Source organism: Acrocarpospora corrugata (genome assembly GCF_009687845.1).
GTDB lineage: Bacteria > Actinomycetota > Actinomycetes > Streptosporangiales > Streptosporangiaceae > Acrocarpospora > Acrocarpospora corrugata.
Genome location: NZ_BLAD01000061.1, coordinates 15,478 through 42,370 on the forward strand (window position 1 = coordinate 15,478; position 26,893 = coordinate 42,370).

General features: G+C 66.9%; 26 protein-coding genes. 13 read left to right on the forward strand and 13 right to left on the reverse strand.

Annotation, left to right across the window (positions count from 1 at the left end; genetic code table 11):
* Positions 1 to 11: 11 nt before the first annotated feature.
* On the reverse strand, positions 12 to 716 hold the full coding sequence (locus tag Acor_RS23630) for a helix-turn-helix domain-containing protein (protein ID WP_155338916.1): 705 nt from the start codon (positions 714 to 716) through the stop codon (positions 12 to 14).
* A gap of 177 nt (positions 717 to 893) precedes the next feature.
* Between Acor_RS23630 and Acor_RS23635 the strand changes: the two genes are divergently transcribed.
* Positions 894 to 1,448 (forward strand): hypothetical protein, encoded by a 555-nt coding sequence (locus Acor_RS23635; RefSeq protein ID WP_155338917.1) that lies wholly within the window; start codon positions 894 to 896, stop codon positions 1,446 to 1,448.
* Positions 1,449 to 1,711: 263 nt separating this feature from the next.
* Positions 1,712 to 1,987 carry a DUF1707 SHOCT-like domain-containing protein gene (locus tag Acor_RS23640; RefSeq protein WP_155338918.1) on the forward strand — a complete coding sequence of 92 codons (276 nt, stop codon included), beginning with the start codon at positions 1,712 to 1,714 and terminating at the stop codon, positions 1,985 to 1,987.
* Positions 1,988 to 2,096: 109 nt separating this feature from the next.
* On the opposite strand, the gene Acor_RS23645 is transcribed toward Acor_RS23640, so the two are convergent.
* Positions 2,097 to 2,663, reverse strand: coding sequence for a LuxR C-terminal-related transcriptional regulator (locus Acor_RS23645; RefSeq protein WP_246239033.1), 567 nt, complete (start codon positions 2,661 to 2,663; stop codon positions 2,097 to 2,099).
* 161 nt (positions 2,664 to 2,824) lie between these two features.
* Complete coding sequence (locus Acor_RS23650) at positions 2,825 to 4,114, reverse strand: sensor histidine kinase (RefSeq protein ID WP_155338919.1); 1,290 nt, start codon at positions 4,112 to 4,114, stop codon at positions 2,825 to 2,827.
* On the opposite strand from Acor_RS23650, the gene Acor_RS23655 reads away from it, so the two are divergent.
* Both Acor_RS23655 and Acor_RS23660 read left to right on the forward strand, forming a co-directional pair.
* The gene (locus Acor_RS23655) at positions 4,103 to 4,438 is read left to right on the forward strand and encodes a hypothetical protein (protein ID WP_155338920.1); all 336 of its coding nucleotides are present in this window, start codon (positions 4,103 to 4,105) and stop codon (positions 4,436 to 4,438) included. The genes Acor_RS23650 and Acor_RS23655 overlap by 12 nt on opposite strands.
* 150 nt (positions 4,439 to 4,588) lie before the next feature.
* Positions 4,589 to 5,305, forward strand: a complete 717-nt coding sequence (locus tag Acor_RS23660; protein ID WP_155338921.1) for a hypothetical protein — start codon at positions 4,589 to 4,591, stop codon at positions 5,303 to 5,305.
* A 31-nt stretch (positions 5,306 to 5,336) separates the two neighbouring features.
* Here Acor_RS23660 and Acor_RS23665 read toward each other — a convergent pair whose 3' ends face one another.
* A complete protein-coding gene (locus Acor_RS23665) occupies positions 5,337 to 5,621 on the reverse strand; it encodes a hypothetical protein (protein ID WP_155338922.1) in 285 nt (94 codons plus the stop codon).
* A 158-nt stretch (positions 5,622 to 5,779) separates the two neighbouring features.
* Between Acor_RS23665 and Acor_RS23670 the strand changes: the two genes are divergently transcribed.
* Positions 5,780 to 6,397 carry a class I SAM-dependent methyltransferase gene (locus tag Acor_RS23670; protein ID WP_246239035.1) on the forward strand — a complete coding sequence of 206 codons (618 nt, stop codon included), beginning with the start codon at positions 5,780 to 5,782 and terminating at the stop codon, positions 6,395 to 6,397.
* A gap of 9 nt (positions 6,398 to 6,406) precedes the next feature.
* Here the strand turns inward: Acor_RS23670 and Acor_RS23675 are convergent, their stop codons facing one another.
* Positions 6,407 to 9,619 carry an amidase family protein gene (locus tag Acor_RS23675; RefSeq protein WP_155338924.1) on the reverse strand — a complete coding sequence of 1,071 codons (3,213 nt, stop codon included), beginning with the start codon at positions 9,617 to 9,619 and terminating at the stop codon, positions 6,407 to 6,409.
* 458 nt (positions 9,620 to 10,077) lie between these two features.
* Between Acor_RS23675 and Acor_RS23680 the strand changes: the two genes are divergently transcribed.
* Both Acor_RS23680 and Acor_RS23685 read left to right on the forward strand, forming a co-directional pair.
* A complete protein-coding gene (locus Acor_RS23680; RefSeq protein WP_281353255.1) occupies positions 10,078 to 11,025 on the forward strand; it encodes an RNA polymerase subunit sigma-70 in 948 nt (315 codons plus the stop codon).
* Between the two features lie 127 nt (positions 11,026 to 11,152).
* Positions 11,153 to 12,250: a serine hydrolase domain-containing protein gene (locus Acor_RS23685; RefSeq protein ID WP_155338926.1), complete on the forward strand. Its 1,098-nt coding sequence runs from the start codon at positions 11,153 to 11,155 to the stop codon at positions 12,248 to 12,250.
* A 526-nt stretch (positions 12,251 to 12,776) separates the two neighbouring features.
* On the opposite strand, the gene Acor_RS23690 is transcribed toward Acor_RS23685, so the two are convergent.
* Positions 12,777 to 13,586 carry a ParB/RepB/Spo0J family partition protein gene (locus tag Acor_RS23690; RefSeq protein ID WP_155338927.1) on the reverse strand — a complete coding sequence of 270 codons (810 nt, stop codon included), beginning with the start codon at positions 13,584 to 13,586 and terminating at the stop codon, positions 12,777 to 12,779.
* A gap of 981 nt (positions 13,587 to 14,567) precedes the next feature.
* Between Acor_RS23690 and Acor_RS23695 the strand changes: the two genes are divergently transcribed.
* On the forward strand, positions 14,568 to 15,221 hold the full coding sequence (locus Acor_RS23695) for a response regulator (RefSeq protein WP_155338928.1): 654 nt from the start codon (positions 14,568 to 14,570) through the stop codon (positions 15,219 to 15,221).
* Here Acor_RS23695 and Acor_RS23700 read toward each other — a convergent pair.
* From Acor_RS23700 to Acor_RS23710, 3 genes are read right to left on the reverse strand one after another with little or no spacing between them, the layout of a single operon-like run.
* Positions 15,168 to 16,499 (reverse strand): nitrilase, encoded by a 1,332-nt coding sequence (locus tag Acor_RS23700; RefSeq protein ID WP_155338929.1) that lies wholly within the window; start codon positions 16,497 to 16,499, stop codon positions 15,168 to 15,170. The two genes, Acor_RS23695 and Acor_RS23700, sit on opposite strands and share 54 nt — an antisense overlap.
* Positions 16,500 to 16,534: 35 nt before the next feature.
* Positions 16,535 to 17,221 (reverse strand): response regulator, encoded by a 687-nt coding sequence (locus Acor_RS23705; protein ID WP_155338930.1) that lies wholly within the window; start codon positions 17,219 to 17,221, stop codon positions 16,535 to 16,537.
* A 5-nt stretch (positions 17,222 to 17,226) separates the two neighbouring features.
* A complete protein-coding gene (locus Acor_RS23710; RefSeq protein ID WP_155338931.1) occupies positions 17,227 to 18,288 on the reverse strand; it encodes a sensor histidine kinase in 1,062 nt (353 codons plus the stop codon).
* A gap of 292 nt (positions 18,289 to 18,580) precedes the next feature.
* Here Acor_RS23710 and Acor_RS23715 point away from each other — a divergent pair, with 292 nt between their 5' ends.
* A complete protein-coding gene (locus Acor_RS23715; RefSeq protein ID WP_155338932.1) occupies positions 18,581 to 19,867 on the forward strand; it encodes a ThuA domain-containing protein in 1,287 nt (428 codons plus the stop codon).
* A gap of 119 nt (positions 19,868 to 19,986) precedes the next feature.
* Here the strand turns inward: Acor_RS23715 and Acor_RS23720 are convergent, their stop codons facing one another.
* Positions 19,987 to 20,829 carry a phosphotransferase gene (locus Acor_RS23720; RefSeq protein WP_170317050.1) on the reverse strand — a complete coding sequence of 281 codons (843 nt, stop codon included), beginning with the start codon at positions 20,827 to 20,829 and terminating at the stop codon, positions 19,987 to 19,989.
* A gap of 288 nt (positions 20,830 to 21,117) precedes the next feature.
* On the opposite strand from Acor_RS23720, the gene Acor_RS23725 reads away from it, so the two are divergent.
* The 4 genes from Acor_RS23725 to Acor_RS23740 all read left to right on the forward strand — a co-directional run bounded on the left by Acor_RS23725 (position 21,118) and on the right by Acor_RS23740 (position 25,392).
* Complete coding sequence (locus Acor_RS23725) at positions 21,118 to 21,741, forward strand: nucleoside/nucleotide kinase family protein (protein ID WP_155338934.1); 624 nt, start codon at positions 21,118 to 21,120, stop codon at positions 21,739 to 21,741.
* A 250-nt stretch (positions 21,742 to 21,991) separates the two neighbouring features.
* Entirely contained in the window at positions 21,992 to 23,800 is a 1,809-nt protein-coding gene (locus Acor_RS23730; RefSeq protein WP_218034440.1) for an ABC transporter ATP-binding protein, read from the forward strand.
* A 380-nt stretch (positions 23,801 to 24,180) separates the two neighbouring features.
* On the forward strand, positions 24,181 to 24,771 hold the full coding sequence (locus Acor_RS23735; RefSeq protein ID WP_155338935.1) for an LGFP repeat-containing protein: 591 nt from the start codon (positions 24,181 to 24,183) through the stop codon (positions 24,769 to 24,771).
* A gap of 33 nt (positions 24,772 to 24,804) precedes the next feature.
* Positions 24,805 to 25,392, forward strand: coding sequence for an LGFP repeat-containing protein (locus tag Acor_RS23740; protein ID WP_155338936.1), 588 nt, complete (start codon positions 24,805 to 24,807; stop codon positions 25,390 to 25,392).
* Positions 25,393 to 25,468: 76 nt separating this feature from the next.
* Here Acor_RS23740 and Acor_RS23745 read toward each other — a convergent pair whose 3' ends face one another.
* The 3 genes from Acor_RS23745 to Acor_RS23755 form a co-directional block, all read right to left on the reverse strand.
* The gene (locus Acor_RS23745; RefSeq protein ID WP_155338937.1) at positions 25,469 to 25,804 is read right to left on the reverse strand and encodes a TraR/DksA family transcriptional regulator; all 336 of its coding nucleotides are present in this window, start codon (positions 25,802 to 25,804) and stop codon (positions 25,469 to 25,471) included.
* Positions 25,801 to 26,100: a hypothetical protein gene (locus Acor_RS23750; protein WP_155338938.1), complete on the reverse strand. Its 300-nt coding sequence runs from the start codon at positions 26,098 to 26,100 to the stop codon at positions 25,801 to 25,803. The genes Acor_RS23745 and Acor_RS23750 overlap by 4 nt, the downstream gene beginning before the upstream one ends.
* Before the next feature lie 126 nt (positions 26,101 to 26,226).
* On the reverse strand, positions 26,227 to 26,583 hold the full coding sequence (locus tag Acor_RS23755; protein WP_155338939.1) for a hypothetical protein: 357 nt from the start codon (positions 26,581 to 26,583) through the stop codon (positions 26,227 to 26,229).
* Positions 26,584 to 26,893: the final 310 nt, after the last annotated feature.

Sequence of the window (26,893 nt, forward strand, 5' to 3'; positions counted from 1 at the left end):
GATCATGACGGTTAGCAGGTGGACTCTCCGAGTGTATTGCTGAGCATGTAGGCATACCCCGAGGCGGTGCGGGTCGGAGTGCGGACCATACGGTATCTGCGGCCGTCTGAGGCGACGTGCTCGGGTATCTCGCGCGGGAAAGTGATCCTCGCGCCGCGCAACTTGATGGTGAGCGGGTCGAGATCCTCCGGCGAGCGGAAAACGTGTGTGTAGGGCACGATTACCTTCGCGCAAGATATCGCGGCCTTCTCGTTGCCGGCCGAGGTCGCGTACCACGATATCCCGGCGATGACGAGCACCAAGCAAGCGCTTGATATGACGACCCGGAAACGCGTCCGGTTTCTAGCCGGCGATTTCACGTCGGGAAGAATCGGCGGCTCCTGGATGGGCGACTGCTGGGCTGGCTCGGCGCCACGGTTGCGGCGCGCCTCCTCGGCACCGCTCCATTGTTTCTCCCACGCGCGCGAGTCGAGTTCCAGTGCCTGGACGAACCACTTCGCCTCGCTCCATGGGATACGACGCCCGTTCGACATGCGGTCGTGGACCGTTTTCGCGTTGACGGGGTGACCGCTGAGGCGGCCGACCTTGCGTGCCAGTTGTTCACGGGTCCACTGCCGTGCCTCCCGTTCACGGTCGAGTTCACGCCACAATGCAGCGAATCCGGCGTTCACAACCACACTGTCGGTATCTACGCCGACATTTACCTCATTGTCCATTTGTTCCCCAACATTCCGAACTGGGCATGTCGGACTCCATGTCTGAAGGTCGGAAAACTGCAGCTCAGGCGCACTTCGGACATCTCGGACTCTGATGCGCTGGGAAACTCTAGCGTCAGGACCCGGACGCGGGCAGGGTGATCAACGTTTCGCTCCCCCGAATAGGACCGAGGTCGCATGAAAATCCGGAGAACTTACCTGGGACGGGCTATCTGGTTTCTGACGGTCGTGCTCGCGGTGCACGTCTTGGCCGGCATCGGGCCGGCCAAGGCGTCCACGGCGTGCGGTTCCCCGATATACGCCGCCGCCAGGCCTCCGGCGGACCGCGTCGCCCCCATCCCGATCGTCCAGAAAGGCTGGCGGAGCTATTCTCTCGGAACCGTCTCGTATCTAAGGAGATGCGGTGGATACGTCTACGCGCAGCACCAGGTGTACATCGACACCCGCAACCTTCCGTACGGCCACAAGCTTTGGATTACCGTGTCCACCCGCCGCAGCGACGGCGTCTGGGCCCGGTCGCACAACGCCGCCCTCGTTGAAGTGACGGGACGGCAGCGAATCGAGGAGGTAATCCTCCAGCAGCGCCGAGGGGTGGGCGGCGGGCTCAGCGTCACCGACATTCACGTACAGCACACCGCCACCACTCCCGGGAGTGGGGCGCTGGTTCCCAGGAGTTCCACGCTCAAGGGTGTCTACGGGCCCTGGAACGGCCCGGAGGCATCTCCTCGGTAGGCGTTGCCCATTTCCAGCACCCACACAGTGCAGGCCCACCGGAGACGTCCGGTTGGCCTGCACCGCACCGGTCGGGAAACGACGGGGGTTTCCCATTACCTCGACCAGACAAGCCGTACAAACAGAATGAAATTCGACTTTCCCCGCCATGCTCTACAAAAGCTCTCAATCTGCCCAATCTGTCGAATTAGTACAATTGCCACCGTGGCCTGATATAACTTACGTTTCAGTGATCATTCTTGGAGGCGTGCGTGCATTCCCACATGAGGATCTCCGATACGGATCGCGATCGGGCATGTGCGATCTTGAGAGAGCACTACGCCATCGGCCGCCTGGGCGATCGGGAATTGTCGACCCGGCTGGGCGCGGCGCAGACCGCCGTAACCTGGGGTGATCTGCAGGCACTCCTGCACGACATGCCTCCGATCCCGGGCATGACTCTCGCGCCGACGATGGCACCCCCGCCCGTCCCTCCACCGGTCGTCACCCACTCCCACCGCCCGCCGACCGGCTATTTCCCGGGCGCATACAACAGGTAGGCGCACCATCCGCCATCCGGGATCTTCTACTGGCCACGCGCCGCCGGACGTCCGCGCCATCGCTGAGGTCGCCAGCCACGCCCGGGTATCCCACCCGCGTGACGCGTGGTCAGGCCAGGCCGGCGTCTTTGGCGCGGAGGATGGCCTGGGTGCGGTCGGCGACGCCGAGTTTGGGGTAGATGGCGGAAAGGTGGTTGCTGATTGTTTTGGTGTTGAGGCGTAGGCGGTCGGCGATGGCGTGGTTGCCCAGACCCTGGGCGATGAGGGTGAGGATTTCGCGCTCGCGTGGGGTGAGGTGGGCGAAGGATTCGACGTGCTGTTCCGGGGCCGTGCTCAGGAACGCCAGGATTCGGCGGGCGATGCCGGGGCCGAAGACGGCCTCGCCGGCGGCGACAGCGTGGATGGCGTGGATGATCCGCTCGGGGGCCGCGCCTTTGAGGACGGAGCCACGGGCTCCGGCCCGGATGGCGCCGAACAGGGAGTCGTCGTCTTCGAACATGGTGAGCATGACGATGGCGGTCAGCGGTGCGACCCTGCTGATTTCGCGGGCCGCTTCGATACCGGTGAGATCGGGCATCTGGATGTCCAGGACCAGGACGTGCGGGCGGTGCGTGACGGCGCCGCGGATGGCTTCCCGGCCGGTCGCCGCCGTGGCGACCGGGGTGATTCCCGGCACCGAGCGCTGCAGGGCGCACAGGCCGTCGCGGACACCGGGTGGTCGTCCGCGACCAGGACACGGATGGTGGTGTCGTCGTCGGTCATCGCGATGCTTCCGTGACGGGGGCGTGGCTGTCGTTGGTCAGAGGGAGTCGGGCCTGCACCCGGCCGCCGTGGTGGTCAGGGCCGGCGGTGCAGGTGCCGCCGAGCTCGGCGGCTCGTTCCCGAATGGATCGCAGCCCGGTTCCCTGCGTTCCAGGGAGTCGTCGAAGGGGTGTTGTTGTCGCGAATCTGGATGGTCAGCACCTGGCCGGGCTCGATTTCGATGCTGACGTCGACGACGGTGGCGGGAGTGTGCCGCGCCGCGTTGGTGATCGCCTCGACGCCGATCCGGTACGCGGCGATCTCGACCGGCGCGGGTATCGAGGTCGGCGAGGGGGGTCCGGTGACGGTGACCTGGAGCGGGGGACCGCCAGGGCGGCCGGCCAGGTGCGCGGCGCGCTGGCGCAGCGCGTCGACCAGGCCCAGACTGTCCAGTTCCGAGGGGCGGAGTTCGTCGATCAGGTGGCGGATATGGTCGATGGCGGCCATGGACTGGTCCCGGATGCTGGTGAGCAGCGCGATGCCGGCCGGGTCCGCGGACTCCTGCATGTTGCGTACCGCCTCGGCTTGGAAGTAGATGCCGGTGAGTGTGGGGCCGAGCCCGTCGTGCAGGTCGCGGCGCAGGCGTCGGCGCTCCTCCTCCCGCGCCGCCACGATGCGACCCTGGGAGCGGCGCAGGTCGGCTGAGAGGGTCGTGGTGTGGACCGCGAGGGCCAGCGGCGCGGCGAGTACGCGCAGCACCACCAGGTCCGCGGGGGCGGGACGGTGTTCACCGGCACGCAGTCCGATCACCAGTGTGCCCAGGTCGATGCCGTCGTAGCGGAGGGTCAGCCCGTATTCGCCTGGCCCGCACGCGACGCCGACCGGTTCCAGCGCCACGCGGGGCAGGCGCAACGCCTCGGCCATCACCTGGAGCACGCCGGGTAACCCCGCTTGGGTGTCCTGGACCAGGCGGTCGCCCACCCGTGAGACCGCCTGCAGCGGGTTGGACCTGTCGCCGTACAACGCCATGTCGACCAGGCGTTGCAGACGTACTCGCACGGGATTGAACGCGACGGCGATGATGCCGGTGGCGAGCAGCGAGCTGCCCAGGCCCACCTGCGGGCGGGCCAGCTGGTCCAGCAGCGTGACCATGGCCGTGTAGACGCCGACCACGCCTGCGGTCAGCAGGCCGTACACCAGTGTTCTGGACACCACCAGCCGGATGTCCAGGAGGTGGTGTCGCAGGATCGCCACGGTGATCGCGGCGGGGATCAGGTGGATCGCGAGGAGGGCGAGGATCGGCCCTTCGCGGACCAGTACGAACGGGGCGATCACCGCGGTCGACAGGACGGCCGCCAGCACCAGCCAGAGCAGTTGGCGGCGCACCACCTCGTCACCGCCGAACTGATCATCGGCTGGTCTTACGAGATCTCCGAGGTGTTGTTCACGGTCTCGGTGCCGCTCAACGGAATCGGCCTGACCTGTCTGGGGGTGGCCGTCCTGCGCGGCGGCCACAGCGCGGCAGGGTACGCGATGCTTGTGACGGGGCTGTACGTCTTCGTCGTCATGGCGCCGGCCTTCGCCGTCTTCGGCGCGCCCAACTATCCGGCTTTGGCCGGCTGGGGGCTCACCTGGCTCCTGCTGGGCATCGCGACATGGGTCCACGCCAGATCGGCACGCCGTCTCACCCTGAGCGGTGCGACACCCTGACGCGGCACCTCGCGTGTCCGGCCGCTGACCCCACCGGCGTTCCGTTGCACGTGCGCCCTGCGTAACTATCGCAAGGCGTGATCAGATAGCTCCAGGGAGCATCAATCATGAAATGACACCACCCGGCCTCCGGCAGCGAGGAGAACCCGCATGGCCAAGCTCACGGCGATGACCAACATCAACAACGCGTTGCAGAACAGCGCTCTGCACACCGCCAAAGTCTGGAACGCGTTTCACTCGATCGCCGAGGGGCCGACCGCCGCCTTCAAAGCCGATCCGGGCACCGACCCGAAAGTTCCCGAGCTCATCCCCGACAGCAAGACGTTCATGGCCCTCAGCCGGAACGAGAAGATCACCTTCGCCAGCTCCGCCAAGCACAACGGGCTGCTGGACAAGGACCTGGAATGGACCGATCTAACCGCCCCGATCTTCGGACAGCTCCGCAACCGGCTGAAGACCGACTACCTGAAGCGCGGCGACGAGTCGATCGCGAACTTCCCCAGCGGTCTCTGCACCATGTTCGCCTGCGCCGTCCTGGGCTTCCTGGCGCGCAACCACCACCTGCTGGACAACGGCTCGGTCGTCGAACTGTTCAACTACCAGGGTGAGCAGGGTGGCCACGCCTTCGTCGTCGTCAACCGCGCCGGAACCGAGAATGACGTCGACTCCTGGGGCGCCGCCTGCTACACCATCGACCCCTGGTACGCCCGGCACCGCCTCAACGCCCCCGGCTCCAACGCCGTCAAAGACATGACAGCGGGCACGAACTACTCCGACCTGGCCTTCAACCAGTTCCTGAAGGACGCCAACTCCCGCAAGGTCCACGTCACCTTCACCCACCTGGACCTGATCAACACGTTCATCTGACCGTCCACCCGCGCGAGGCGGGGTCTCCCGGTCATTTGAACGGGTTGCGCCCCGTCATCGTCAGGTACAGCGGGATGAACGCGACCCCTGCCACCAGGCACGACATCATCCACGCCTCCGGCGTACCCGCCCGGAAGTTCCCCACGGCGAATACCACCGGATACCCGCGCTTCATGCGGCCCTTGGCGTCGGCGTACACCCAGGCATCGACCGCCACGAGCAGGGACAGGACGAGAAGCGGCACCAGCGCCGAGGCGGACAGCGAGTTCATGTCGGCGTACTTCCGATCCGTGCCGTAAATCAGTTTTGTCGCCATCTTACCGTTTTGCGACATTCCGGGTAAGGCACGGCGCGGGCCGCAGGTCAGCGATCACGACGTACCGCCCGAATTGCCGGATCAGCAAAGAAGTTTGCCCCAATCGGGCTACGGGCCGCATGGTGTCGGACGACACCGAACGACGATTGGGAGCCGCAGTGTTCGACAAGGAGTACTGGGAAGACCGCTACAAGGCCCGCGAGCACTTCCACCAGTGGGGACCGAACCCCATCCTCATCGAGGAAGCCACGAAACTCGCCCCGGGCACCGCTTTGGACGCCGGATGCGGCGAGGGCTCCGACGCCATCTGGCTGTCCACGCACGGCTGGCGGGCAACGGGGCTCGACCTCTCGGCGACGGTACTCGAACTCGCACAAAAGAAGGACGGAGCGGCCGACGTGCGGTGGGTCGAGGGCGACCTGGCGGACTGGGTGCCCCTGGCCGGCCGCTTCGACCTGGTGACCTCCCACTACACGCACCCCGACGGGCCATACGACCGCTTCTTCACCACCTTGGCCTCAGCCGTGGCCCCAGGCGGAACGCTACTGATCGTCGGCCATGACCCGGAGGACTTCGAACACGCGGAGGCCTGTTTCACGGCGGACCAGGTCGTGGCGGCGCTCGACCCTGCGGAGTGGAGGATCGACGTGGCCGAGAGCCGGGCTCATGAAGTGGCCGGCCATCGGCTCGTCGACGTGGTCGTACGCGCGACACGCTTCAGCAAAGAGATCGAGGCAGCCGAAGGGCCCGCGTGGCACGCGGGCCCTTCGGATTAGGCGATCAGGTTAGAAGCGGGGTGCCAGCCGGTCACCCGGGTGGCAGAACTGGCCGGTGAAGAAGGTGCTTTCCGGCACGCAACGCCACATGCTGGGGTTGGTGTAACTGGGCGCCTGGCGAATGTTGGTCGCCTGCTCCAGGGCATAGCCTCCAGCGAGGAGCTTGGCCTCACTGAACGCGCCGCCGATGAAGGTCACCCCGATCGGGTTGCGCCCGGCCGAGCTGGCCTGCACGCCGTACCCGGCCGGAATGGTCAGCGCCGGGTAGCCGGCGCGGTCGGCGTAGTCGATGACCTGGCTGCCACTCGGAACCATGATCATGTCGTACCCGCCGGCCAGGACGGAGTCGATGGCCGCGCGGTTGGACGTCAGGCCCGCCGCCAGGTCGGCCTGGTAGGCCGACGCGGTGGCCGGGTCGGCCAGGTCGACCGCCTGCGCCGCCAGAAGCTGACCCTGCTGGTACTTGAGGCCTTCGACCGGGTTGGCGATGTTGTAGTCGATGACGCTCTGCAAGGTCGTGCCCGGCTTGGTCTTGGCCAGGTAGGCGTTCAGGTCCCGCTTGAACTCCCGGCCGACGACGCTCGCCGCGTTGGGCGCCGGGGCGCCGACGGTCACCTGGGTGGTGATCGCCCCGAGGGCCTGCAGCTTGGCCACCATCTCCTGGTACGGCACGTTGGTGCTGGACACCACGGCGATCTTCTTGCCCTGCAGGGCGGTCGGCGACAGATCCTTGGTGTAGTCGACGACCTGGACTCCGGCGGTGGCCGGATCGGCGGCGTCGGGACCGGCGATGATGTTCAGCACCGCCGCCGCGTCGTACACGCCGCGGGTGATCGGCCCGGGCGCGTCCTGCGAGGAGGCGACCGGCATCACACCGGCGCGGCTGACCAGTCCGACGGTCGGCTTGAGGCCCACCACGCCAGCCGCTTCAGCCGGGGCGATGAGCTGGGCCGTGTCGGGCGAGGTCTCCATGCCGATGGTCAGCGCCGCGAGCCCGGAGGCGGTGGCGCCGGCGGAACCGGCCGAAGAACCGGCGGGGGTCTTGTCGGTGTCGGACGGGACCAGCACCTGGCCGCCGAGCGAGGAGTAACCGTCCGGCAGGTTGGCGTCGAAGACGCCGTTGAACTCGGTGATGTTGGTCTTGCCGAGCACGATCGCCCCGGCGGCCTTCAGCTTGGCCACGATGGTGGAATCCTGGCCGGGCTTGAGGTCCTGCAGCGCGATCGAGCCGCCCGTCGTCGGCAGCGACTTCACGTCGATGCTGTCGTTCACCAGCACCGGCAGGCCCCACAGCGCGGGGCGCAGCGGACGCTTGTCGTACTGGCTGGTGGGCGGGCCGGTGCGGTACTTCGAGCGCTCCTGGTCGAGTTTGCGCGCTTCCTTGACCGCGTCGGTGTTGATCTCACGTACGGCCTGGGTGGCCGGGCCCTCGGCGTTGGTCAGGGCGATGCGGTAGAGGTAGGCGCGGGTGAGCTCCTCGGCCGACACGTCGTCGGCGTTGAGCTTCTGGATGAGGCTCTGCGCCGTCTCGGTCTCCAGCGAGAAGCCGAGCGAGCGGGGCGAGTAGCCGGTCTGCTTGAGCACGTACTCGTAGTCGGGGTTGCAGTGCCCGCGCGCGGCGAACGGCGGCGCCGGCGTGGTCCTGGCGCACCGGTACATGCTCGGGTTCACCAGGCTGGCCGGCTGGCGCAGCTTGGTGGCCTGCTCGATCACGTAGCCGACACCGAGCAGGTCGTACTCGCTGTAGGCCGCGCCGTGAACCTGCACGGCCTGGGCGCGCCGCTGGGTCGCGGTGTAGCCCATCGGGATCGTGATCGTCGGGTAACCCGCCTGCGGTCCGTTGGGCACGCTGCCCAGGATCGCGAGCACCGGGTCGGCCGGCTGCGTCGGGTCGGAGTTCGGGTAGGTGACCATGTCGATGATCGCCTTGTGCCAGGCCGCCTTACGTACCGCCAGATTCGTCCGGTACGCCTGCTCGTTGGCCCCGCCCGGCGTCACGTCGCTCGCCGAGGCGTTGAGGTGGCTGTTGTTGCCGAACTTGAGCGCCTGGTGCGCGTTGGCCTGGTTGTCGGCCACTTCGTCCAGCAGCGACTTGATCGGCGCCTGCGCGCCGAGCCTCTTGTAGTACTCGTCGATGCTCTTGTGCTGCTCATAGCCGCTCGGCAGCGCCGGAATCGACGGGATCGACACGCTCGGCCGGAGCACCATGATCGCCCCGGCGGCCACGAGGGCGTCGTACGCGATCTTCAGCGGGCTGCCCGCGGTCAGGTTGCCGTTGTAGCCGATCTTCTTGCCGCTGACGAAGCCCAGGTCCAGGGCCTTCATGTAGTCGGGCAGGGTCGCCGGCAGCGGCGGGATGATGCCCTTCTCTATGTAATCGGCGCCGAACATGGCCGCGTACCCGGCGTCGGCCACGGGGTCGGGCCCCGCGATCGAGGCCAGCGTCAGCGCCGCGTCGGACACGCTTCTGGTCATCGGTCCGGCGATGTCCTGCGAGGCCGAGATGGGCGCGATGCCGTACCCGGGCACAAGACCGACCGTCGGCCGCAGGCCGACCAGGCTCCCCGCGTTCGACGGCGAGATGATCGAACCCGAGGTCTCGGTGCCGATCCCCAGCGTCGACAGGGCCGCCGCCATGGCCGATCCGGTGCCCGAGGACGATCCGCTGGGGTTCTGGTCGGCGTCGATCCCGTTCAGGACCTGCCCCGTCAGGTTCGAGAACCCGGAGGGCTGGCTGCCGAAGCTGTTGGCGAACTCCGACAAACCGAGCTTGCCAAGGATGACGACACCGCTCGCCTTGAGCTTCTTGGTGATGCCGGCGTCAGTCTCCGGGTACGACTCGCGGAGCGAGAAGTTGCCCGCCGTGGTGGACATGCCGGTTACGTCAATGAGGTCCTTGAGCAAAATCGGCAGGCCGTGCGCCGGGCCGAGAAGCTGGCCCCGGCGCCGCATCCGGTCATACTGCTCGGCTTCCTTCAACGCGTTCGGGTTGAGCTGGGTCACCGCGTTCAGACCCGGGCCGCGCTTGTTGAGCGCCTCAATTCTGGCGATGTACGCCTTGGTCAGCTCGACCGAGGTGAGCTTGCCGTCGGCCATGAGGGAGATGGCCTCGGCACCGGTGAGCGTCTCCAGGTCCAGCTGGACCTTGGCGGAGGCGACCTGAGTCGGTAACGCGGTGATGGTGAGGGTGAGAGTGAGGAGGGAAATCAGAACTTTGCGCACTACGTGCTCCTTGTGGAACCCGGTAATGCGCGTGACGCTATAGACCGTCCGTTACAGTGATATGTCATATACGTTCCCTGGGAGGTACCGGACGTACTGACCGGTTTAGCAACGCTTGCGCCCCACGTCATTGGATGTTTGGGGCATTTTCATACTTTTTGTCAAGGGGGCAGCTAGCCCACTGGGGTGGGCGTCGGACCCTCGCAGCTGGCCGCCGGTTGCGGTTCTCGGTCGCTGAGATTTCGGTCCGATGCCTCTGTTACGGGCCACCGAACCTGATTCGGTTTCATCGGCCTGAGCTCAGCGCGCCCTCTTGCTTCCTGCCAATCGATAGGATTCCGCGTCATGACGGACATCAGGGTGGCCGGTTCGGGCGGCGGCGGGCGAATGCCGGTCCTCCGTCCTGCTCCCCCGCCCGGGAGTTTCTCCTACGATCTTCGGCTCGGGGTGCGGTAGCTCTGGACGGGTTCGGTGAGCGCATCGAGGAGCATCGGCGGGAGCTGCATGTGCACTGCTACCGACTGCTCGGTTCGTTCGATGAGGCCGAGGATCTGGTTCAGGAGACGTTCCTGCGGGCCTGGCGGCGGCAGGACACCTTGCAGAGCGAGACCGGTCTGCGTGCCTGGTTGTATCGGATCGCGACGAATGCCTGTCTCGACCATCTGAGGGCTCATCCTCGCCAGCCTCAACTACGCCCGGCGCCTGCCCTGGCGGATCCCGGGCTCGCATCGCCGACCTCGACCGCGGTCACGTGGCTTCAGCCGTACCCTGACCTGCTGCTGGACGCGGCCGACGCGGTGATCGAGCGCGAGACCATCGAGCTGGCCTTTCTGATCGCGATCCAGCATCTTCCGCCTCGGCAGCGCGCGGTGTTGATCCTGCGCGACGTGCTCGGCTGGTCGGCGCAGGAGACGGCCGAGTCGCTGGAGCTGACCGTCGCCGCGGTGAAGAGCGCGCTGCAGCGGGCACGGCCGACGGTCAAGGAGCATCTGCCCGCCCAGCGGCTGGAGTGGGCGTCCGCCGAGCCCACCGCGGAGGAGCGCACAACCCTGCAGCGTTACATCGAGGCCGTCGAGCAGGCCGATCCTGCCGCCCTCGCGGGGGTGTTGCGGGCCGACGTGTGGCAGGCGATGCCGCCGCAGCCCATCTGGCTGCTGGGACGCGAGGCGTTCATGGCGGCTTGGACGCCGGCCATGGTGGGTCCCGAGGCGTGGGGAGACTGGCGGCTGCTCGCCACCTGGGCCAACCGGCAGCCCACGGCTGCGGCTTACCTGCGCAAGGCAGGCGAAAACGACTACCGACCCACTTGGCTGGCGATCCTGCGGGTTGAAAACGGGCTGGTCGCCCAGGTCACGACATACGGCGACGATGCGTTCCGCCGGTTCGGCCTTCCTCCGTTGCTCTAAAGGACCTTTTACTTTCTCGACCGCCTCCGGCGGGAGCTCCGGGAGCGTCATCACGCTTCTTGCTCCGGAGCGATTCCTTTTCCGCGCGGCCTTCGTCTTAGGGGGAGCATTCGAGAGAGGAACCATCATGGCTGATCTTCAGAAGGACGTGCAGGCCGCCATCGACGAGCTGGTCGAGTCGGGAGCCGAGCGCGGCGTGCAGGTCGCTGTCTACCGGCGCGGCGAGCTGCTGGTGGACGCGGTGGCAGGCGTCGCCGATCCTGCCACGGGCCGTCCCTTCACGTCCGACACCCCGGTCTACAGCACCTCCACCGGCAAGGGCGTCACCGCGACGGTCGTCCACACGCTGGCCGAGCGCGGGGCCTTCGACTACGAGACCGTGATCGCCGACGTGTGGCCGGAGTTCGCCGCCCATGGCAAGGACAAGGCGACCGTACGTCATGCGCTCACGCACGCGACCGGCGTACCGGGGGTGCCCGTCGGAACCACGCCCGAGGATCTGTGCGACTGGGACAAGATGTGCGCGGCGATCGCCGATGCCACGCCGTGGTGGGAGCCCGGCACGCGGTTCGGCTACCACCCGCAGACCTACGGCTACATCCTGGGCGAGGTCGTCCGCAGGGCGACCGGCAGGCGGATCTCGCAGGTGCTCCGTGATGAGGTGGCCGGGCCGCTCGGCCTGGCCGACGAGCTGTTCTTCGGCGTTCCCGAGTCCGAGCTTGGCCGGCTGGCCAGGATCGAGGACGCCGGGCCGCCGATGGAACTGCCTGCGGAGATGCTGGCCCAGATCCCGTTCTTCAAGGTGGTGGACGGTTACACGGCCGCGCCCATGGCGGCGCTGCCGGACGCCGCTTTCAGCAACCGGACGGATGTGCTGACCTCCGATATCCCGGCGGGGGCCACGATGACCGCCCGCGCGGTGGCCCGCATGTACGACGCACTGCTCGGAGGGGAGCTTGTCTCCCCCGAACGGCTGCGGGAGCTGTCGTCTTCGGCGGTAACCGGACTGGATGAGGTCACCGGAGGTCCGTCCACTTGGGGGCTGGGCTACTCGATCGGGCTGACGCAGACGCTGAGCAGTCCGAGTGTGTTCGGGATGGCAGGCAGCGGAGGAACCGCGGCTTTCGCGGACACGGCCACCGGGATCTGCGTCGGAGTGACCAAGAACCGCGCCTCGGCAGGCGATTTCACTACCGTCGAGAGAATCGGCCAGATCTTGCTCTAGCCGGACGCCATGAGGCTGATGATCGTTGACCTCGCGTCCCAGATGGAGGCGTTGAATCGCACGCCCAGCCTCTATGTTTCGTGATATTGGTCGGGCCGCGTAGCGGCTCGACCAATCGATGCGCTTCAGCGGCGGGCCAGCCCGGCCATCCGACTTTCGCGTCGACGAAGCGTGCCTTTTCGCCCGCGCACGCTCCACGCCGCCCTGTCAGGCGAGGATCTCTATCTCGCCCTGCCTGTCAACGACTATCGGACACCTTGCCGCTGGCGGTCATCACCGGGTGTGCCTCCCTAACAAGGAGGACCAGATTGAGGCCGTGACCGATACGCCCGTCGAACCAGTTTGGCCACGCACACATCCCTTGGTTCCCGGCTTGCACCTGGGTCAACGAAGGCCCCGGCCATGCCAGCGCGGCGCTGGGTCGTGGAAATGTCACTGGCCAGTGGCTATGGGCACTACTTCCACCCGAGCGAGAAGCCTACTTACTCTGTTTCGCTGACACAGCTGTGCCGGCATTTGGATCAAACTAGCCGACGCGGTTCGCGGCGGTTCGCCCCTTGTTCCAGCTTTCGATGACCATCTGGTAGCACTGACTCTCTCTCGATCCGGTACCACTGTTGTTGTAGCCGCCATTCGATGCTCGGGTCAGAGCTTCTGAGCGCCAGCGCGCTGCCAGCCCTCTCTTGAGCATCTTCTTCCCGAGCTCATCATCATCAACGCTGGAACCATGACGGCCAAGGAACATCGCCACGCCACCCAGGATCACGCCGTCCCAGGACTCCTTGTCTCTGCCCCAAGCCGCCTCGACCACATTCAGGGTTCGGTCCAGAATCTCCGGTCCATATTGCCTCGTTATACGCAGTACGGCCGATACTGCACCCACACTGTTCGTAGAGCTCGAACCCAGACCAAGACCATGGTTCTTGAGTACTCGGTCAACACTCACACAGAGAGCATCCCCGGCGGTCAAGCCAACCCTGTATTCGTCCAACGTGCTAACCTTCGCCGCCTCCCGGTTCTTGATAAGAAAGAGAGTCGCCTCCTGCTGCTGATTGAGGCCGTAGTGAATCTCCGCTTTGATCGTCCGAAGACCCCTGATCCTGCAAGCCTCCGTGCGGTGCATGCCATCGACGACATAGCGATCGCCGTCAGCACGCTCAGAGACCACAATCGAGCCGAGAGCATCCGTGATCAGGCCATCAGCGATACTCTTTGCTCGCTTCAGGTTGAGCCCGCGCTGTGCGTCCTCGTCGACCTTAAGCGAGTCGATATCGACCTCAACTCCATACTCAACAGGGTGGTCTGGGAGATCGTACTGGAAACGAGACTTGGCCATCGAACGATACCTCCGTGTCTAGAGCTGGCCAGAACTGTGCCTGGGGGGTTCGTAAGGCGTATCCAGTGGTGGAGGAATACGCCTGAGAAACTCGGTCGCGACCTTCTCACTGGTAGTTGACACTGTCCTGTGGGCACGTCCGTTCCGCTCCTCCCAGCGTAAGACCGGAGGAATCTGCGGCCCCTGGTGGTAAGTGGCTTCACGTTGTCCAGCCTGGTCAGCCATGGAACCGAGTTTCAGTGCCAGCAAGCTCAGGACAGGCACCGCAGCCCATGCCAGCACGTTGTACTTCCACTCGGTAGCAAGGTTCACTGCGACGCCCACTCCCGCCGTAGCGAAAGCGCCCCAGACCTTCCAAGACCTAAGATTCATACTTGATGACCTGTCAGGACGATTTCTCGATGGGAAGGCCGTCCTGTATCGGTGCTCAACACTCTTCAGCCCTGTGTGTGGTCACCATAACGACGGTAAGGGCTAGAGTACAACTAGACCGCAGCTGTCTACGGCCTCAAGTGCTGGCTCCGTGGTCCGATCCGATGCATCATTCCAGGTTAGAAGCTTGGCGGGGTCTTGAGATGCCGACATGCAACTAATGGATAACGGAAGATCCTTTAGCCCGCGAACCCGGCCGAACGAGAGCGGTCCGCGCCGGGGAGCATCCATTGACAACACCAACAGTGACAGTCGACATACCGACGGTCGGATCAACTGGTCCGGCGAAGAACTTGCTAGCCTCAACAAAATCGTGATGCTGAATCAATAACAAAGACATCACGAATGGTTCGTGACGTGCTTGCCGGACTCATGGAGTGAGCTGCTACGTGTCCGGTTGTGTGCGAAGCGCGCCGGACCCGTAGCAGCAGAATCACGAAGGTGAACTTGAAGCGGTCCGAGTGACCGCCAATGGCCACAACGCCGTGGCCAGCCATACCAGTGTGGCTCCGACGAGCACGTGCAGGGCGCTGGTCAGCGGGGGATCTCATGGCCGATGAGCTGGTCCGTGTCATCGTCGTGGACGATCAGCGGCTGATCAGGGAAAGCATCGCGTCCCTACTCGACATCCAGCCTGGAATCACCGTCGTCGGCACGGCCGGGGACGGCCGCGCCGCCGTCGACCTAGTGCTCACTCTCTCCCCGGATGTCGTGCTCATGGATGTACGGATGCCCACGATGGACGGCAACGAGGCGGTTGCCGTCCTGCGCGGCCTGGCCCCGGCGTGCCGGGTGGTCATGCTCACCACATTCGACGATGAGGAGTACGTCGTGGAGGCGCTGCGCGCGGGCGCTGGCGGATACCTGCTCAAGGACCGGCCGGCCCGGGAACTGGCGGGTGCCGTGCGGCTGGCCCATGCGGGTGTCGTCCAGTTCGACCCGGCCGCGGCGGCCCGCCTTGCCGCGGTGCTCACCCGCACCGCGGCCCGGGCACCCGCTGAACCGGCCGGGCACGCGCTCACCAGCCGGGAGGTCGAGGTGCTGCGGCTGGTGGCCGCCGGTTCCACGAACCGCGAGATCGCCAGGCGGCTGTATTTGAGCGAAGGCACGGTGAAGAACCACATTTCTCGGATTCTCGGCAGGCTCGGGCTACGCGACCGGACTCAGGCGGCGGTCTACGCTCACGACCACGGCCTGCTCTGATTTCTTACGGGCCAGCGCGCCGAGCGCGACCAGCAGCAACCCGACCGAGGCCCACGCGGCCCAGTCGCCCAGGGCGGTGTAGACGGTGGCCGAGCCCTCCCGAGGAAGCGTGGCCATAACCGTGGTCATACCCGTTCCGTCGCTGTGGCGCTCGGCCGCGATTCGGCCGCGGCTGTCGCTGACCGTCAGCCAGCCTTCGCGTGCGGCTCGGGCTACCGACAGGCCGTTCTCCACCCCGCGTACCACCGCCATGCGGCTGTGCAGCCAGGCGTCCTCGCCGAAGTCCCAGGCGGGCGCGAGTAGGGCGGCGACGCCGGCGTTGCCGTACTCCCTGACCAGGCCGGGAAAGTCGAGGTCCTTGCAGATGATGAGGCCGAGTCGGTTATCGTCCACGAAGGCCAGGCTGGTGCCGGGGCGGAACTTGCGCTCCACGCCGGGGATCATGTGGTGTTTGTCGTAGTGCGCGCCGGATGGGTAGCTCACTGCGCTGTTGGTCTCCGTGGCGATCCCTGCGATCACCTCCGCGCCCGGGCGGGTGAACGGCAGGTCGGTGGTTTTGAAAACCTTCTCGGGTAGCACCACGATCTCCGCGCCGCGGGCCACTGCGGCGTCGATGGCCTCGCCATACCGGCGGACCAGGTCCTCGGAGTTGTCTGTTGCGATCAGTGCGACCTTCCGTCCCGAAACATCGGGAGGCGACGCGAGCCGTACGAAACCATGGCCGAGTGTGAGCGCGACCAACACGCCCGAGACGAGCGCCGCGCGTAACCGCAGGACCGCGATCGAGGCGGGCACGAACAGCAGGAGGAAGGTGATGCCCCAGATCCCGGTGACGGAGGCGGTTTGCAGCACGGGCAGGAGGTCGGCCTGCGTGTACGCCAAGCTCCACCAGGCTCCGTGCGGCCCGGCGAGATTCATGACGTACTCGGCGGTGACCCACACGGCCGGTACGGCCAACGCCGCCAGCAGCGGCCTGCCACGCACGTACAAGGTACGGAACAGCAATACACCGAGGCCGTAACAAAGCGCGGGACCGACGATAAAAGCAGCAGCCAGCGCGGGCGGCATTTCAAGGGTCCGAGTGAAATACGGCCACATCTGCGCCTGACTGGCAAGCCAGACGAGCGTCCCGGCCGCGAAAGCCGTGAACCTGCCCGCCCCGCGGGCCAAGAGCAGAACGGGCAGCGGAGCGAGCCAGGTAAGCCACCACACGGGATGAAGACCGGTGCCGAAGTGCATCAGAACGGCGGATGCGAGGGTGAGGAGGATTCGTTCCATGCCGACGATCGTGCGTTTCTCACCCTGCCGGCGCGTCAGCCGCGAGCGTGATCTCCGCTGTCACTCTCACCGGTGACCACCAGCCCGGACTCGTACGCGAGCACCACCGCCTGCACCCGATCCCGAAGATCCAGCTTGGTAAGCATCCGGCTGACGTGCGTCTTGACCGTGTGCTCAGTGACCACGAGCGCGGCGGCGATCTCCGCATTCGACAGACCACGCGCGACCAGTTTCAACGTCTCACGCTCACGTTCGGTGAGCGCGCCCAGCCTGGCCGCCAGCCGGGGCGCGACACCGTGAGCGGGCTTGCGCACCAGGTCTTCAAGCAGTCTCCTGGTCGCCGCCGGAGCGAGCAGGGCTTCACCCGCGGCGACAGTACGCACGGCATGCGCCAATTCGTCACGCCGAATGTCCTTCAGCAGGAAACCGCTCGCTCCGGCCCGGATCGCGTCATAGACATACTCGTCGAGGTCGAACATGGTCAGCACGAGCACTTTGGCAGTGGTCGTGGCACAGATTTCCTTGGTCGCCTCAATGCCGTTCTTGCGTGGCATGCGTACATCCATCAGGACCACGTCCGGCTGGAGTCGCCTGGCCTCGGCGATCGCCTCTTCGCCGTCGGGAGCCTCGCCGACCACCTCCATGTCGGGTTGCGCATTCAGGATCAGCCCGAACCCGGCGCGGAAGAGGTCCTGGTCGTCGGCGATGAGCACCCGTAACATGCGGGCTATTCAAGCGGAAATTCGGCTTTCACCACGAATCCCCCATTCTGTCTAGCCCCGGCCTTGAGGGTTCCGCCGCAGGCCATCGCCCGTTCCCGCATCCCAGCCAGACCGTACCCACTGCTGTCACCCGGCCCTCGTCCGTTGTCGGCGATCTCCACCGTCAGGCTCTCCCGCCAGGCCAGAGTCAGGTGTACGGCATCCGCACCGGCATGCTTGCGCACGTTCGTCAGCGCCTCCTGAACGATGCGGTAGACGGCGGCCTCAACGCTTTCGGCGACCGGACGCGGAATGCCGACGGTCGTGCTGGCCACGGCGAGACCGCTGCGCTCGATCAGCGTGGGGAGATTGGCCAGACGTGGCTGGAACAACGACTCCCCCGGGGTGCGCAAGGCAGTGAGCACCCCCCGAAGCTCAGCCAGCGCGCCCCTCCCCGTGTCGGCGATCGCGTCGAAGACCTCCTCGGCCCGGTCAGGGTCACTCCGTACCACCACCGGCCCGGCTTCGGCCTGAACCACCATCAACCCGACGGAATGGGTGACGATGTCGTGCATGTCGCGCGCGATCCGGGTGCGTTCCTCGGCCGCGGCGGCGATGTGCTCCTGCTCCCGCCGCCGCGCCCGCTCGGCCAGTTCCGCCGTCCGCGAGCGGCTCGCCCGGACGCTGGTGCCCAGCGCGTACGCGGCGGCGAAGGCAGTCCCCACCAGCCGGAAGGTCTCGTCGTTCTCCCCCGGCAGCACCAACGAAGCACCCACGACCGCCACAATCGCCGGGATCGCCGCCAGTCGCTTCCAGCTGGGGCTCAGGTCGGCGATCGTGTAGACGGCCAGCAGCGGGCCGAAGGGCAGGAACGGCTTCTCCCACGTCACCAGCACTGACATCGCCGCCCCGACCAGCACCGCCACCGCTATCGGCGCCCGCTTCCGCCACCACACCGGCACCGATGCCAGCAGACCCAGCCCGATGATCCACCACGGCTTGGGTTCTGGCAGGAGAAGCGGCCCCACCGTGGCCAGGACCACGGCCGCCGTAAGCGCGCCGTGGACCGCCCTGCCTACTGCAAGCATCCGCCCATTATCAGGACTTATCCGGCCGCTGCCCTCACTCTCCAGAGTGATCCTGGGAGCCGGCTCTGACACCCCGCTCACACCCTTCTGACCCCGGCATTGACAGCGGACCACGCTGATCGTAGCCTCAACGAAGGCTTATTATTAGTAAAGTTTCCTAAGGAAAGGGCTTTCGTCGGCCGTTGGGCTGAGCCTTCCCGACGATGACACCCAGGCCACGGCACCGGCGGCCAACACCACTCTCGGCAGCAGTCACCCCCACCGCTGAAGGATCCCTGTGCCCAGAAAATTCATGAAACGATCGCTCGCCGCACTCGTCGGCATCACCGTCGCGGCCTCCGTCGGCTTGACCGCCAGCCCCGCCACCAGCGCCGTCGCCCCGTTCAAGGTGCTCGCCTTCTACAACGGCACCTGGGACGCCGCCCACATCGACTTCGACAAAGACGCCAGGGAATGGTTCCCCACGGCCGCCGCCCAGAACGGTTTCACCTGGGAGGCCACCACCGACTGGAGCCGCCTCAGCGCCTCGGGCCTGGCGCAGTACAAGGTCATCATGTTCCTGGACGACGCTCCGCCCGCGAGCCAGCGCGCCGCCTTCCAGACGTACCTGCAGAATGGCGGCGCCTGGATGGGCTTCCACGTCAGCGCCTTCACCACCGACCCCAACTCGTGGAGCTGGTACTACAACACCCTGCTGGGCTCGGGTGCGTTCCAGACGAACACCTGGGGACCGACCGCCGAGACCCTGAAGATCGAGGATCGCAATCACCCGTCCACGGCGGGGCTGCCTGCCACCATCCAGTCCTCGGTGAGCGAGTGGTACTCGTGGAGCCGTGACCTGCGGCAGAACCCCGACATCGACATCCTGGCGTCGATCGACAACTCCAGCTTCCCGGTCGGCACCGACCCGAACCAGCAGTGGCGCAGCGGCTTCTACCCGATCATGTGGACCAACACCCGATACAAGATGCTGTACGCCAACTTCGGCCACAACGGCATGAACTACGCCACGAACACGCGTACCTCGTCGACCTTCGCGAGTGCCCAGCAGAACCAGTGGCTGATCAACGGCCTGCTCTGGCTGGCCGGTGCGGGCACTCCCCCGACCACGCCGCCCACCACCCCGCCGACGACAGGGCCGATCTCCCCCACGACGTGGTACACGGTCGTCAACAAGAGCAGCGGCAAGTGCGTCGACGCCCGCGCGGCCGGCACCACCAGCGGAACCGCGATCCAGCAGTACACCTGCAACGCGACCAACGCCCAGCAGTACCAGTTCGCGCCGACGAGCGGTGGCTACGTCCGCGTCAACAACCGCGGCAACAGCGCCCAGGCGCTCGACGTGACCAACGTGTCGACCGCCGACAACGCCCCGATCCAGACCTGGACGTACGGCGGCGGCAACAACCAGCAGTGGCAGCCGGTGTCCGAAGGCGACGGCTACTACCACTTCGTCAACCGCAACAGCGGTAAGTGCCTGGACGTTCCGGCCGCGTCGACCGCCAACTCGGTCCAACTCGTTCAGTACACGTGCAACGGCACGGCCGCCCAGTCCTACCGGCTGGTCGCGCAGAGCTGAGACAACAGACTCACGAGCAGGCGAAAAGCGATGGCGGGATGCCAGGGCGTCCCGCCACACCTGTCATCGAGTACGGCGCTCCCCAGCTGGGTCGTCGCGCCCGCGCTGGTCGACAGGTTTCAAAGCGCGGCGAGTGCCTGTTCAGCGCGGTCCAGGGCTGTCTCCACCTCGGTTGTGGTCAGGTTCTCGATCATCCAGGGCAGGTACTGGATGGGGATCTGCAGCGCGGCCCATCGGTAACCGAGATCGGCCTGGTCGGCGTCGAAGGGGATTTCCGTCGATTCCTCCCAGGCCCGGCGGTAGATGGCGAACTCCTCGGAATCCAAGGCGACCAGGTTGGCCAGATCCAGCATGGCCGGGCCGACCCGGCAACTGCCCCAGTCGATCAGCCACGCGCTCTGCCCGTCGATGAGCACATTGCCCGGGTGTACGTCGCCGTGCAGCAGCGTAGGACTTAGCTGGGTGAGCGTTTGCCCATGGGTGGCGGCATCCGTGACGACCGCTGACGCGCGCGTGATCGTGGCCAGCGGGTGGCGGTCGCTATGCCGGGCGATCTGCGGGAGAACCCACTCAAGACACAACTGCTGCCACCAGCGGACATCTACGCGGGGCAGTTCGTCAGGCAGGTCGGCGGCACCGTGAAAGTGACCGTGCAGACGGGCCAGCGACTCGAACAGGTTCGCCGGTGCCTCCTGGTCGGAAAGCAGAACTCCAGCGACAAAGGGGGTGATGAGCCACAGCCCGTACTGGTCCCGCCCCCAAGTGATCAGCTCGGGAATCGCGGTCGCAGCCGGCCGGAGTGCCTGCGCCGCACTCAGCCCAGCGACTTCGTGCGGAAATGCGCGCTTGCGCACTACTTGAACTTCTCGGGTCGCCGGGTCAGCGTCGCCCGAAATGCCGCTCATATGCAGCGTGATCCGCTCCACCGAACCCGAGACCGTGCCGCCGCTCAGCGGCTGCACCGTGTATCGCCCGATGCGCTCACATCCGGTTGTCCGGACCGCCCACTCCGCCACCGCAGGCGGCACAACCGGCCCGGTCACGGCACTCGCCCGGCTTCGGCAGGCCGAGACCGGCGGCATGCCTGCCGGTCTTCACGACCGGCCGCGGACAGGCCGGTCTCGGCTGACCGTTGACATCGACACTCGTCATGCACCGTCGGAGTATCTCCGCTCGCCACCTCTGACGGCATCTGCTTTTCCGTTGGCCCAGCAAGGAGCGGCGCAGCGAGCATGATGCAGGATGAGGAGATGCGCGCGCGACCGATCACCACCGAACGCCTCATCGAGGACCTCGCTGACCGGATCGCCGCATACTCCCGCCAGGACTGGGTCCGGGTAGCCGTCGACGGCGCCCCCGCCACCCATCCCGCCGACCTGGCCGACGCCTTGGTTGAGCCGCTGCGCGTACGCGGCCGGGGCACCTTGCGCGTCTCCTCGTGGGACTTCCTGCGCCCCGCCTCCCTGCGGTTCGAGTACGGCAAACAGGACCCCGACGCCTACTACGACGACTGGCTGGACGCGAACGCCCTGACCCGCGAGGTCCTGGCCCCACTGGACCCGGGCGGCTCCGGCAAGGTCCTGCCCAAGTTGTGGGACCCGGTGAAGGACCGCGCCACCCGCACGCCGTACACCATGGTGGCGCCAGGCACGATCTTGCTGCTGGACGGGACGCTGCTGCTGGGCCGCTGGCTGCCGCTGGAGTTCACCGTTCACCTGCGCCTGTCGCCGGCGGCGTTGGAGCGCCGGGTGACCGACGCGTGGACGATCCCCGCCTTCCTGCGCTACGAGCAGGAGGTGGCCCCGGCGAGCGTCGCCGACGTGGCGGTCAGCGTGGACCGCCCCCACCACCCCGCGCTGATCGAAGAGCCGTGAACCGCCTCAAACCCAAGGTCAGCGAGCACCCGCCCAGGAAGAATGCAGCTCCACGGCCACGTCCCCGCCGAACCGATTACGCGCCAGCCTTAATCCTGTTTCTGCAGATAAAGCGATAAATCGCAATTACACCCGCGACCTCCGCATCTGCAATCCCGCTCAATACCGGCCCGCGAAAAATGGTTCGCACCGGCCGCGCGCCCTGCGGCACCATGGCTACGGCGATCGGTATTCAGGGGGTGAATGGGCGGTGCACGAATCACTCGACTCCCCCACGGACAAGTCGGCCGTCCTGCTGGCGCTGCGGTACTACAGCAGGGAGCTACGGAACCAGTGGCGGGTCTCCACACCTGCGATGATCTTCCCGGCGCTGGGGAACATCTGCCTGTTCTACCTGGCGCCGCTGGCGGTCGCCGGGCTCGTGGGGCATCTGTCCGGTGGCGGGGACGGCACCATCGGGGTGCTCCTGCCGTACGTGCTCGGCTTCGGCGCGGTGCTGATCGCGGGCGAGGCGCTGTGGCGGGTGGGCCTGCACTTCCTGAACCGTACCGACGCCTGGGGCATCGAGCGGCTCGGCCGGGTCGGCATGGACGAGTTACTCGCCAAGGACGCCGCGTTCTTCCACGACAACTTCGCCGGTTCGCTGACCAAACGGGTGCTGAGTTTCGCCAGCGGCTTCGAGGAGTTCGCCGACACGCTCACGTTCTCGATCATCGCCAAGCTGGTGCCGCTGGCGTTCGCCTCGGTGGTGCTGTGGCAGTACCACCCGGTGCTGGTCCTCGTGCTCGTGGGCCTCATCCTCCTGACCGGGTTCCTCGTCGCCCCGCTCATCAGCCGCCGCCAGAAGCTGGTGGACCAGCGCGAGGCCGCCAAGGTACGGGTGTCGGGGCACGTCGCCGACGTCCTGGCCAACATGGAGACGGTTCGCGCGTTCGCCGCCGAGGGCCGCGAAGCCGTGGAGCACCGGGCCAGGCTCGCCGAGCAGAGCCGGCTGTCGCTGCGGTCCTGGGACTACGGCAACCTGCGGGTGGACACCGTCGTCGCGCCACTGTCGGTCATCACCAGCACCCTCGGCCTGCTGCTCGCCGTCGTCCTCCGGGGCGGCCTGGGGGTGGAGGCGATCGTGGTGACCTTCAGCTACTACTCGAACTCGATCAGCCTCATGTTCGAGTTCAACCAGATCTACCGTCGGATGGAAAGCGTGCTGACCGAGGCCGCCCAGTTCACCGCGCTGCTCCTCACCCCGCCGAGCGTGGTCGACCCGGCCGAGCCGGAGCCGCTGCGGCCCGCCGACGCCAGTGTCCGCTTCGAGCGGGCGACGTTCGCGCACGGCGGCAGTCCGCTCCTGTTCGACCGCCTGGAGCTGGACATCCCCGCCGGCACCAAAATCGGCCTGGTCGGCCGGTCCGGCGGCGGCAAGACCACGCTCACCCGGCTGCTGCTCCGGCTGATGGACATCGACGGCGGCCGGATCCTGGTCGGCGGCCAGGACATCAGCCGCCTCCGCCAGGCCGACCTGCGCAGCCTGATCGCGTACGTCCCGCAGGAACCCGCCATGTTCCACCGCTCGCTGCGCGAGAACATCGCCTTCGCCCGGCCCGGCGCCACCGAGGCCGACATCCGCCAGGCCGCGGCGGCGGCACACGTCATGGAGTTCGCCGAGGCCCTTCCGCTGGGCTTCGACACGCTGGTCGGCGAACGCGGCGTCAAGCTCTCCGGCGGCCAGCGCCAGCGGGTGGCCCTGGCCCGCGCCATTCTGCGTGACGCGCCGATCCTGCTGCTGGACGAGGCCACCAGCGCGCTGGACTCCGAGAGCGAGATCCTCGTCCAGGAAGCTTTGTGGCGCCTGATGCGGGACCGTACCGCCCTGGTGGTGGCGCACCGGCTGAGCACCGTCGTCCGGATGGACCGCCTGGTCGTGCTCGATCAGGGGCGCGTCGTGGAACAGGGCAGCCACAACGAACTCCTCCAGGCCCAGGGCCCGTACGCCCGCCTGTGGCACCACCAGTCCGGCGGATTTCTGGTCGAAGCGGACACCCCAGAGGCCGTCCGCCGCTAGGCGGGTTAGCCCTGACGCAGTGGGGGGCTAACCCGGGGGTGAAGTTCTGGGTTCGGGATTAGCCTGAGCGTAACGAAAAGACCCGGGGCCAACTCTGGTTACCCCTGCCCATCAATGGCCGCGCAGACGGCCGAGGACTATTACCTCTGGGCATTTCCATGCTTTTTATCGACATTTCCCAGCATGGCCGATCACATATTTGATCATGGCCCTGAGCTGCGCATATGCGACAAAACGAGAGCAACAATCCGAACGACGCTCGCTTTCGCATACTTGCAGTCAATGATTTAAGTGGCTTGCAAGTCGAAGCAGTCGGATTGAAAGCTATCTGACCTAAAAAGGTGGTGCGAACAACAAAACCCCGCTGAAAGGACCCTCCCATGAACCGCACCGGACGCGCCCTGCTCGGCCTCGCCGCCACCGTCGCCACCGCCGCCGCCATCCTGGCCACCCCGTCGGCCGCCCAGGCCACCACCTGCGACCCCGCCCTGGTCGCCCCGAACGGCAGCCTCGTCGGCGGATTCTGGCGCTCCAACGGCGGCGAGACCAGCGTCTTCGGCTGCCCCACCACCAAGGAGTTCGGCTACCCGGACAAGCGCGGCTCCTGGCAGCGCTTCCGGAACGGCAAGATCGTCTGGTCGCCGAACCTGGGCGACGGCACCCTCGTCCGGGTCTTCCAGAAGAACGGCGACATCGTCCTCAAGTGGAGCGGACTCGGCCGCGACTGGGACTTCTTCAACGTCCGCTGGAGCCAGGACGGCAGCCCGGCCACCCAGGTCAAGAAGGCCCGGCTGACCCCGTGGAGCGGCCAGTTCACCATGACGCCCTTCGTCAAGGACGGCGTCGGCACCACCACGAACGGCCACTCCAACAGCACCTTCGCCTTCATCGTGCAGGGCTGCGACCGGGGCACGTTCAGCTCCGACTGCGGCCCGTGGAGCATCCCCACCTCGATCACCCTGGCCCACTGACCTCGGTCCGGTACGCCTCCAAGGAGTTCTCCCATGTCGATCACCCGCGCCCTGCTGGCAGCCGCGACGCTCGCCGCCGGCCTCACTCTCCTGGCCCCCACCGCGGCCCAGGCCACCACCTGCGACCCCGCCCTGATCGCCCCGAACGGCAGCCTCATCGGCGGATTCTGGCGCTCCAACAACGGCGAGAACAGCGTCTTCGGCTGCCCCGTCACCAAGGAGTTCGGCTACCCCGACAAGCGCGGCTCCTGGCAGCGCTTCGAAACCGGCAAGATCGTCTGGTCCCCCAATCTCGGTGACGGCACACTGGTCCGCGCGTTCGAGAAGGGCCCGAACATGGTCTTCAAGTGGAGCGGGCTCGGCCGCGACTGGGACTTCTTCAACGTCCGCTGGAGCAAGGACGCCCAGCTGGGCAACCGGACCTACCAGGTCAAGGTCGGCCGCCTGACGCCGTGGAGCGGCCAGTTCACCATCACCAAGAACCCCGCCGTCGACTTCGAGAGCACCGTGAGCCATGGCAGGACCACCGACACCTGGCGCTTCGTCGTCCAGGGCTGCGACCGCGGCACGTTCAGCTCCGACTGCGGCCCGTGGAGCATCACCAACGTCTACGAGTTCTAGACCCGCCGGATGGCCGGATACGAAATCTACCCGCGGCAAGTCCCGCGCGCCCCGTCCAGAGCGCGCGGGACCATTGTCAGCGGATCTCGCGAGCCTGCCGGCACGGCATGCAGTGCCGGGTCAGCGGCCGGATCTTCAGCCGCTCGTACGGAATCGACGTCCCGCAGTCCTCGCACTGCCCGTAGTCGCGCTCGGACAGCCGGACCAGGCCCTTCTTGATCTCCGCGATCGCCCGTTCCGTGGCCGCGAGATCGGCCATGGTCCGCTGGCGGAGGTCGCCGTCCACCTCCGTGACCAGCCCGGTCAGCTCCCGCAGCCGGGAGGTGCGCCACACGAGCTGCTCCCGCAGCTCATCGCCGATGGCACCGGCCTGCACCCCGCTGAGAACGGTACGCGCGCCCTCGCCGCTCATACCGCCATCTCCATCGTCGAACTCTGCTCGGCGCAGCCGGGGCACCGCTGCTCCTGCGGCGCCCGGAACAGTACGGCAAGCGGAATGAACGCCCCGCACCGACGGCAGGTGCCGTACAGCCCGCGGTCCATCCGCTCGATGGCGGCCTCGATCTCGGCGGCGTGGGCGGCCAGCCGGAGCTGGTCCCCTGATTCGGACGTGACGGCCCCGAGCTCGGCGACGGCCGCGGCATGCTGCTCCTGCAGCAGGGCGCGCAGCTCTTCGAGCTGGGCCAGGTGCCGCTCGTTATCCTGCATGAATGTGTGCAATGACGCCATGATGGTGTCGCTCCTAGCGTGAGAATTCAGCGGTCTCCGCGTCGTCGCGGGCGGACCGATGAGCCCCCGGACGCGGCTTGCGCGGGCGGGGGAAGGAGAGAACCTCTAGAGCGTCGGCGGGCTGCGCGAGCCCGGTGCGCGATGCCCCGACTGCTGGGGGTCGCGGATGTCGGCCGAGCCGGCGTCAGGCCAGACCTGCCGGAAGGCCGAGGCCGGTTGGGCCCAGTTGGGCGCCGGGAGCAGCCGGGACACGAGTCCGGGTGTCCGGGCCGCCGTCGGCGGCAGTGCCAGGCCCGAGGACACCTGCGTCCCCGGGGTGATCACATCGGCGGAGCACTCACTCGACTGGCGGGCGGTGTCGGCGGCCCAGGCGGGCGTGGAGGCGAACATCGCCAGCGCGAGCAGGAGAAAGCCCACCGCCGCCGTGAAGGCGGCGGAGCCAGGCGTTCTCCCAGTCCACATATTTCGACCATAGCTCACTTCACCCACCAAGGCGCTGACTGCAAACGCGAGCTACGGTGGAGGGCCACCGGTCCGGGAGGGAGACGTCGTGCGCACCAGACTGCCCGCCCTCCTACTCCTCCTGACCTGGCTACTCCCCGGCATCGCCCACGGCCCCCGCGCCACCGCAACCACGCAACCCGGAATCACCGCACCCACCCGACTCGCGACAGCCTCCACCGCGTCCACCCGCCCCAGACCCAACGCGCGCACGTTCGGGGCCAACCAGGCGACCCCCGCATGGCACGCGCACGGCCACGACGCGCAGTCC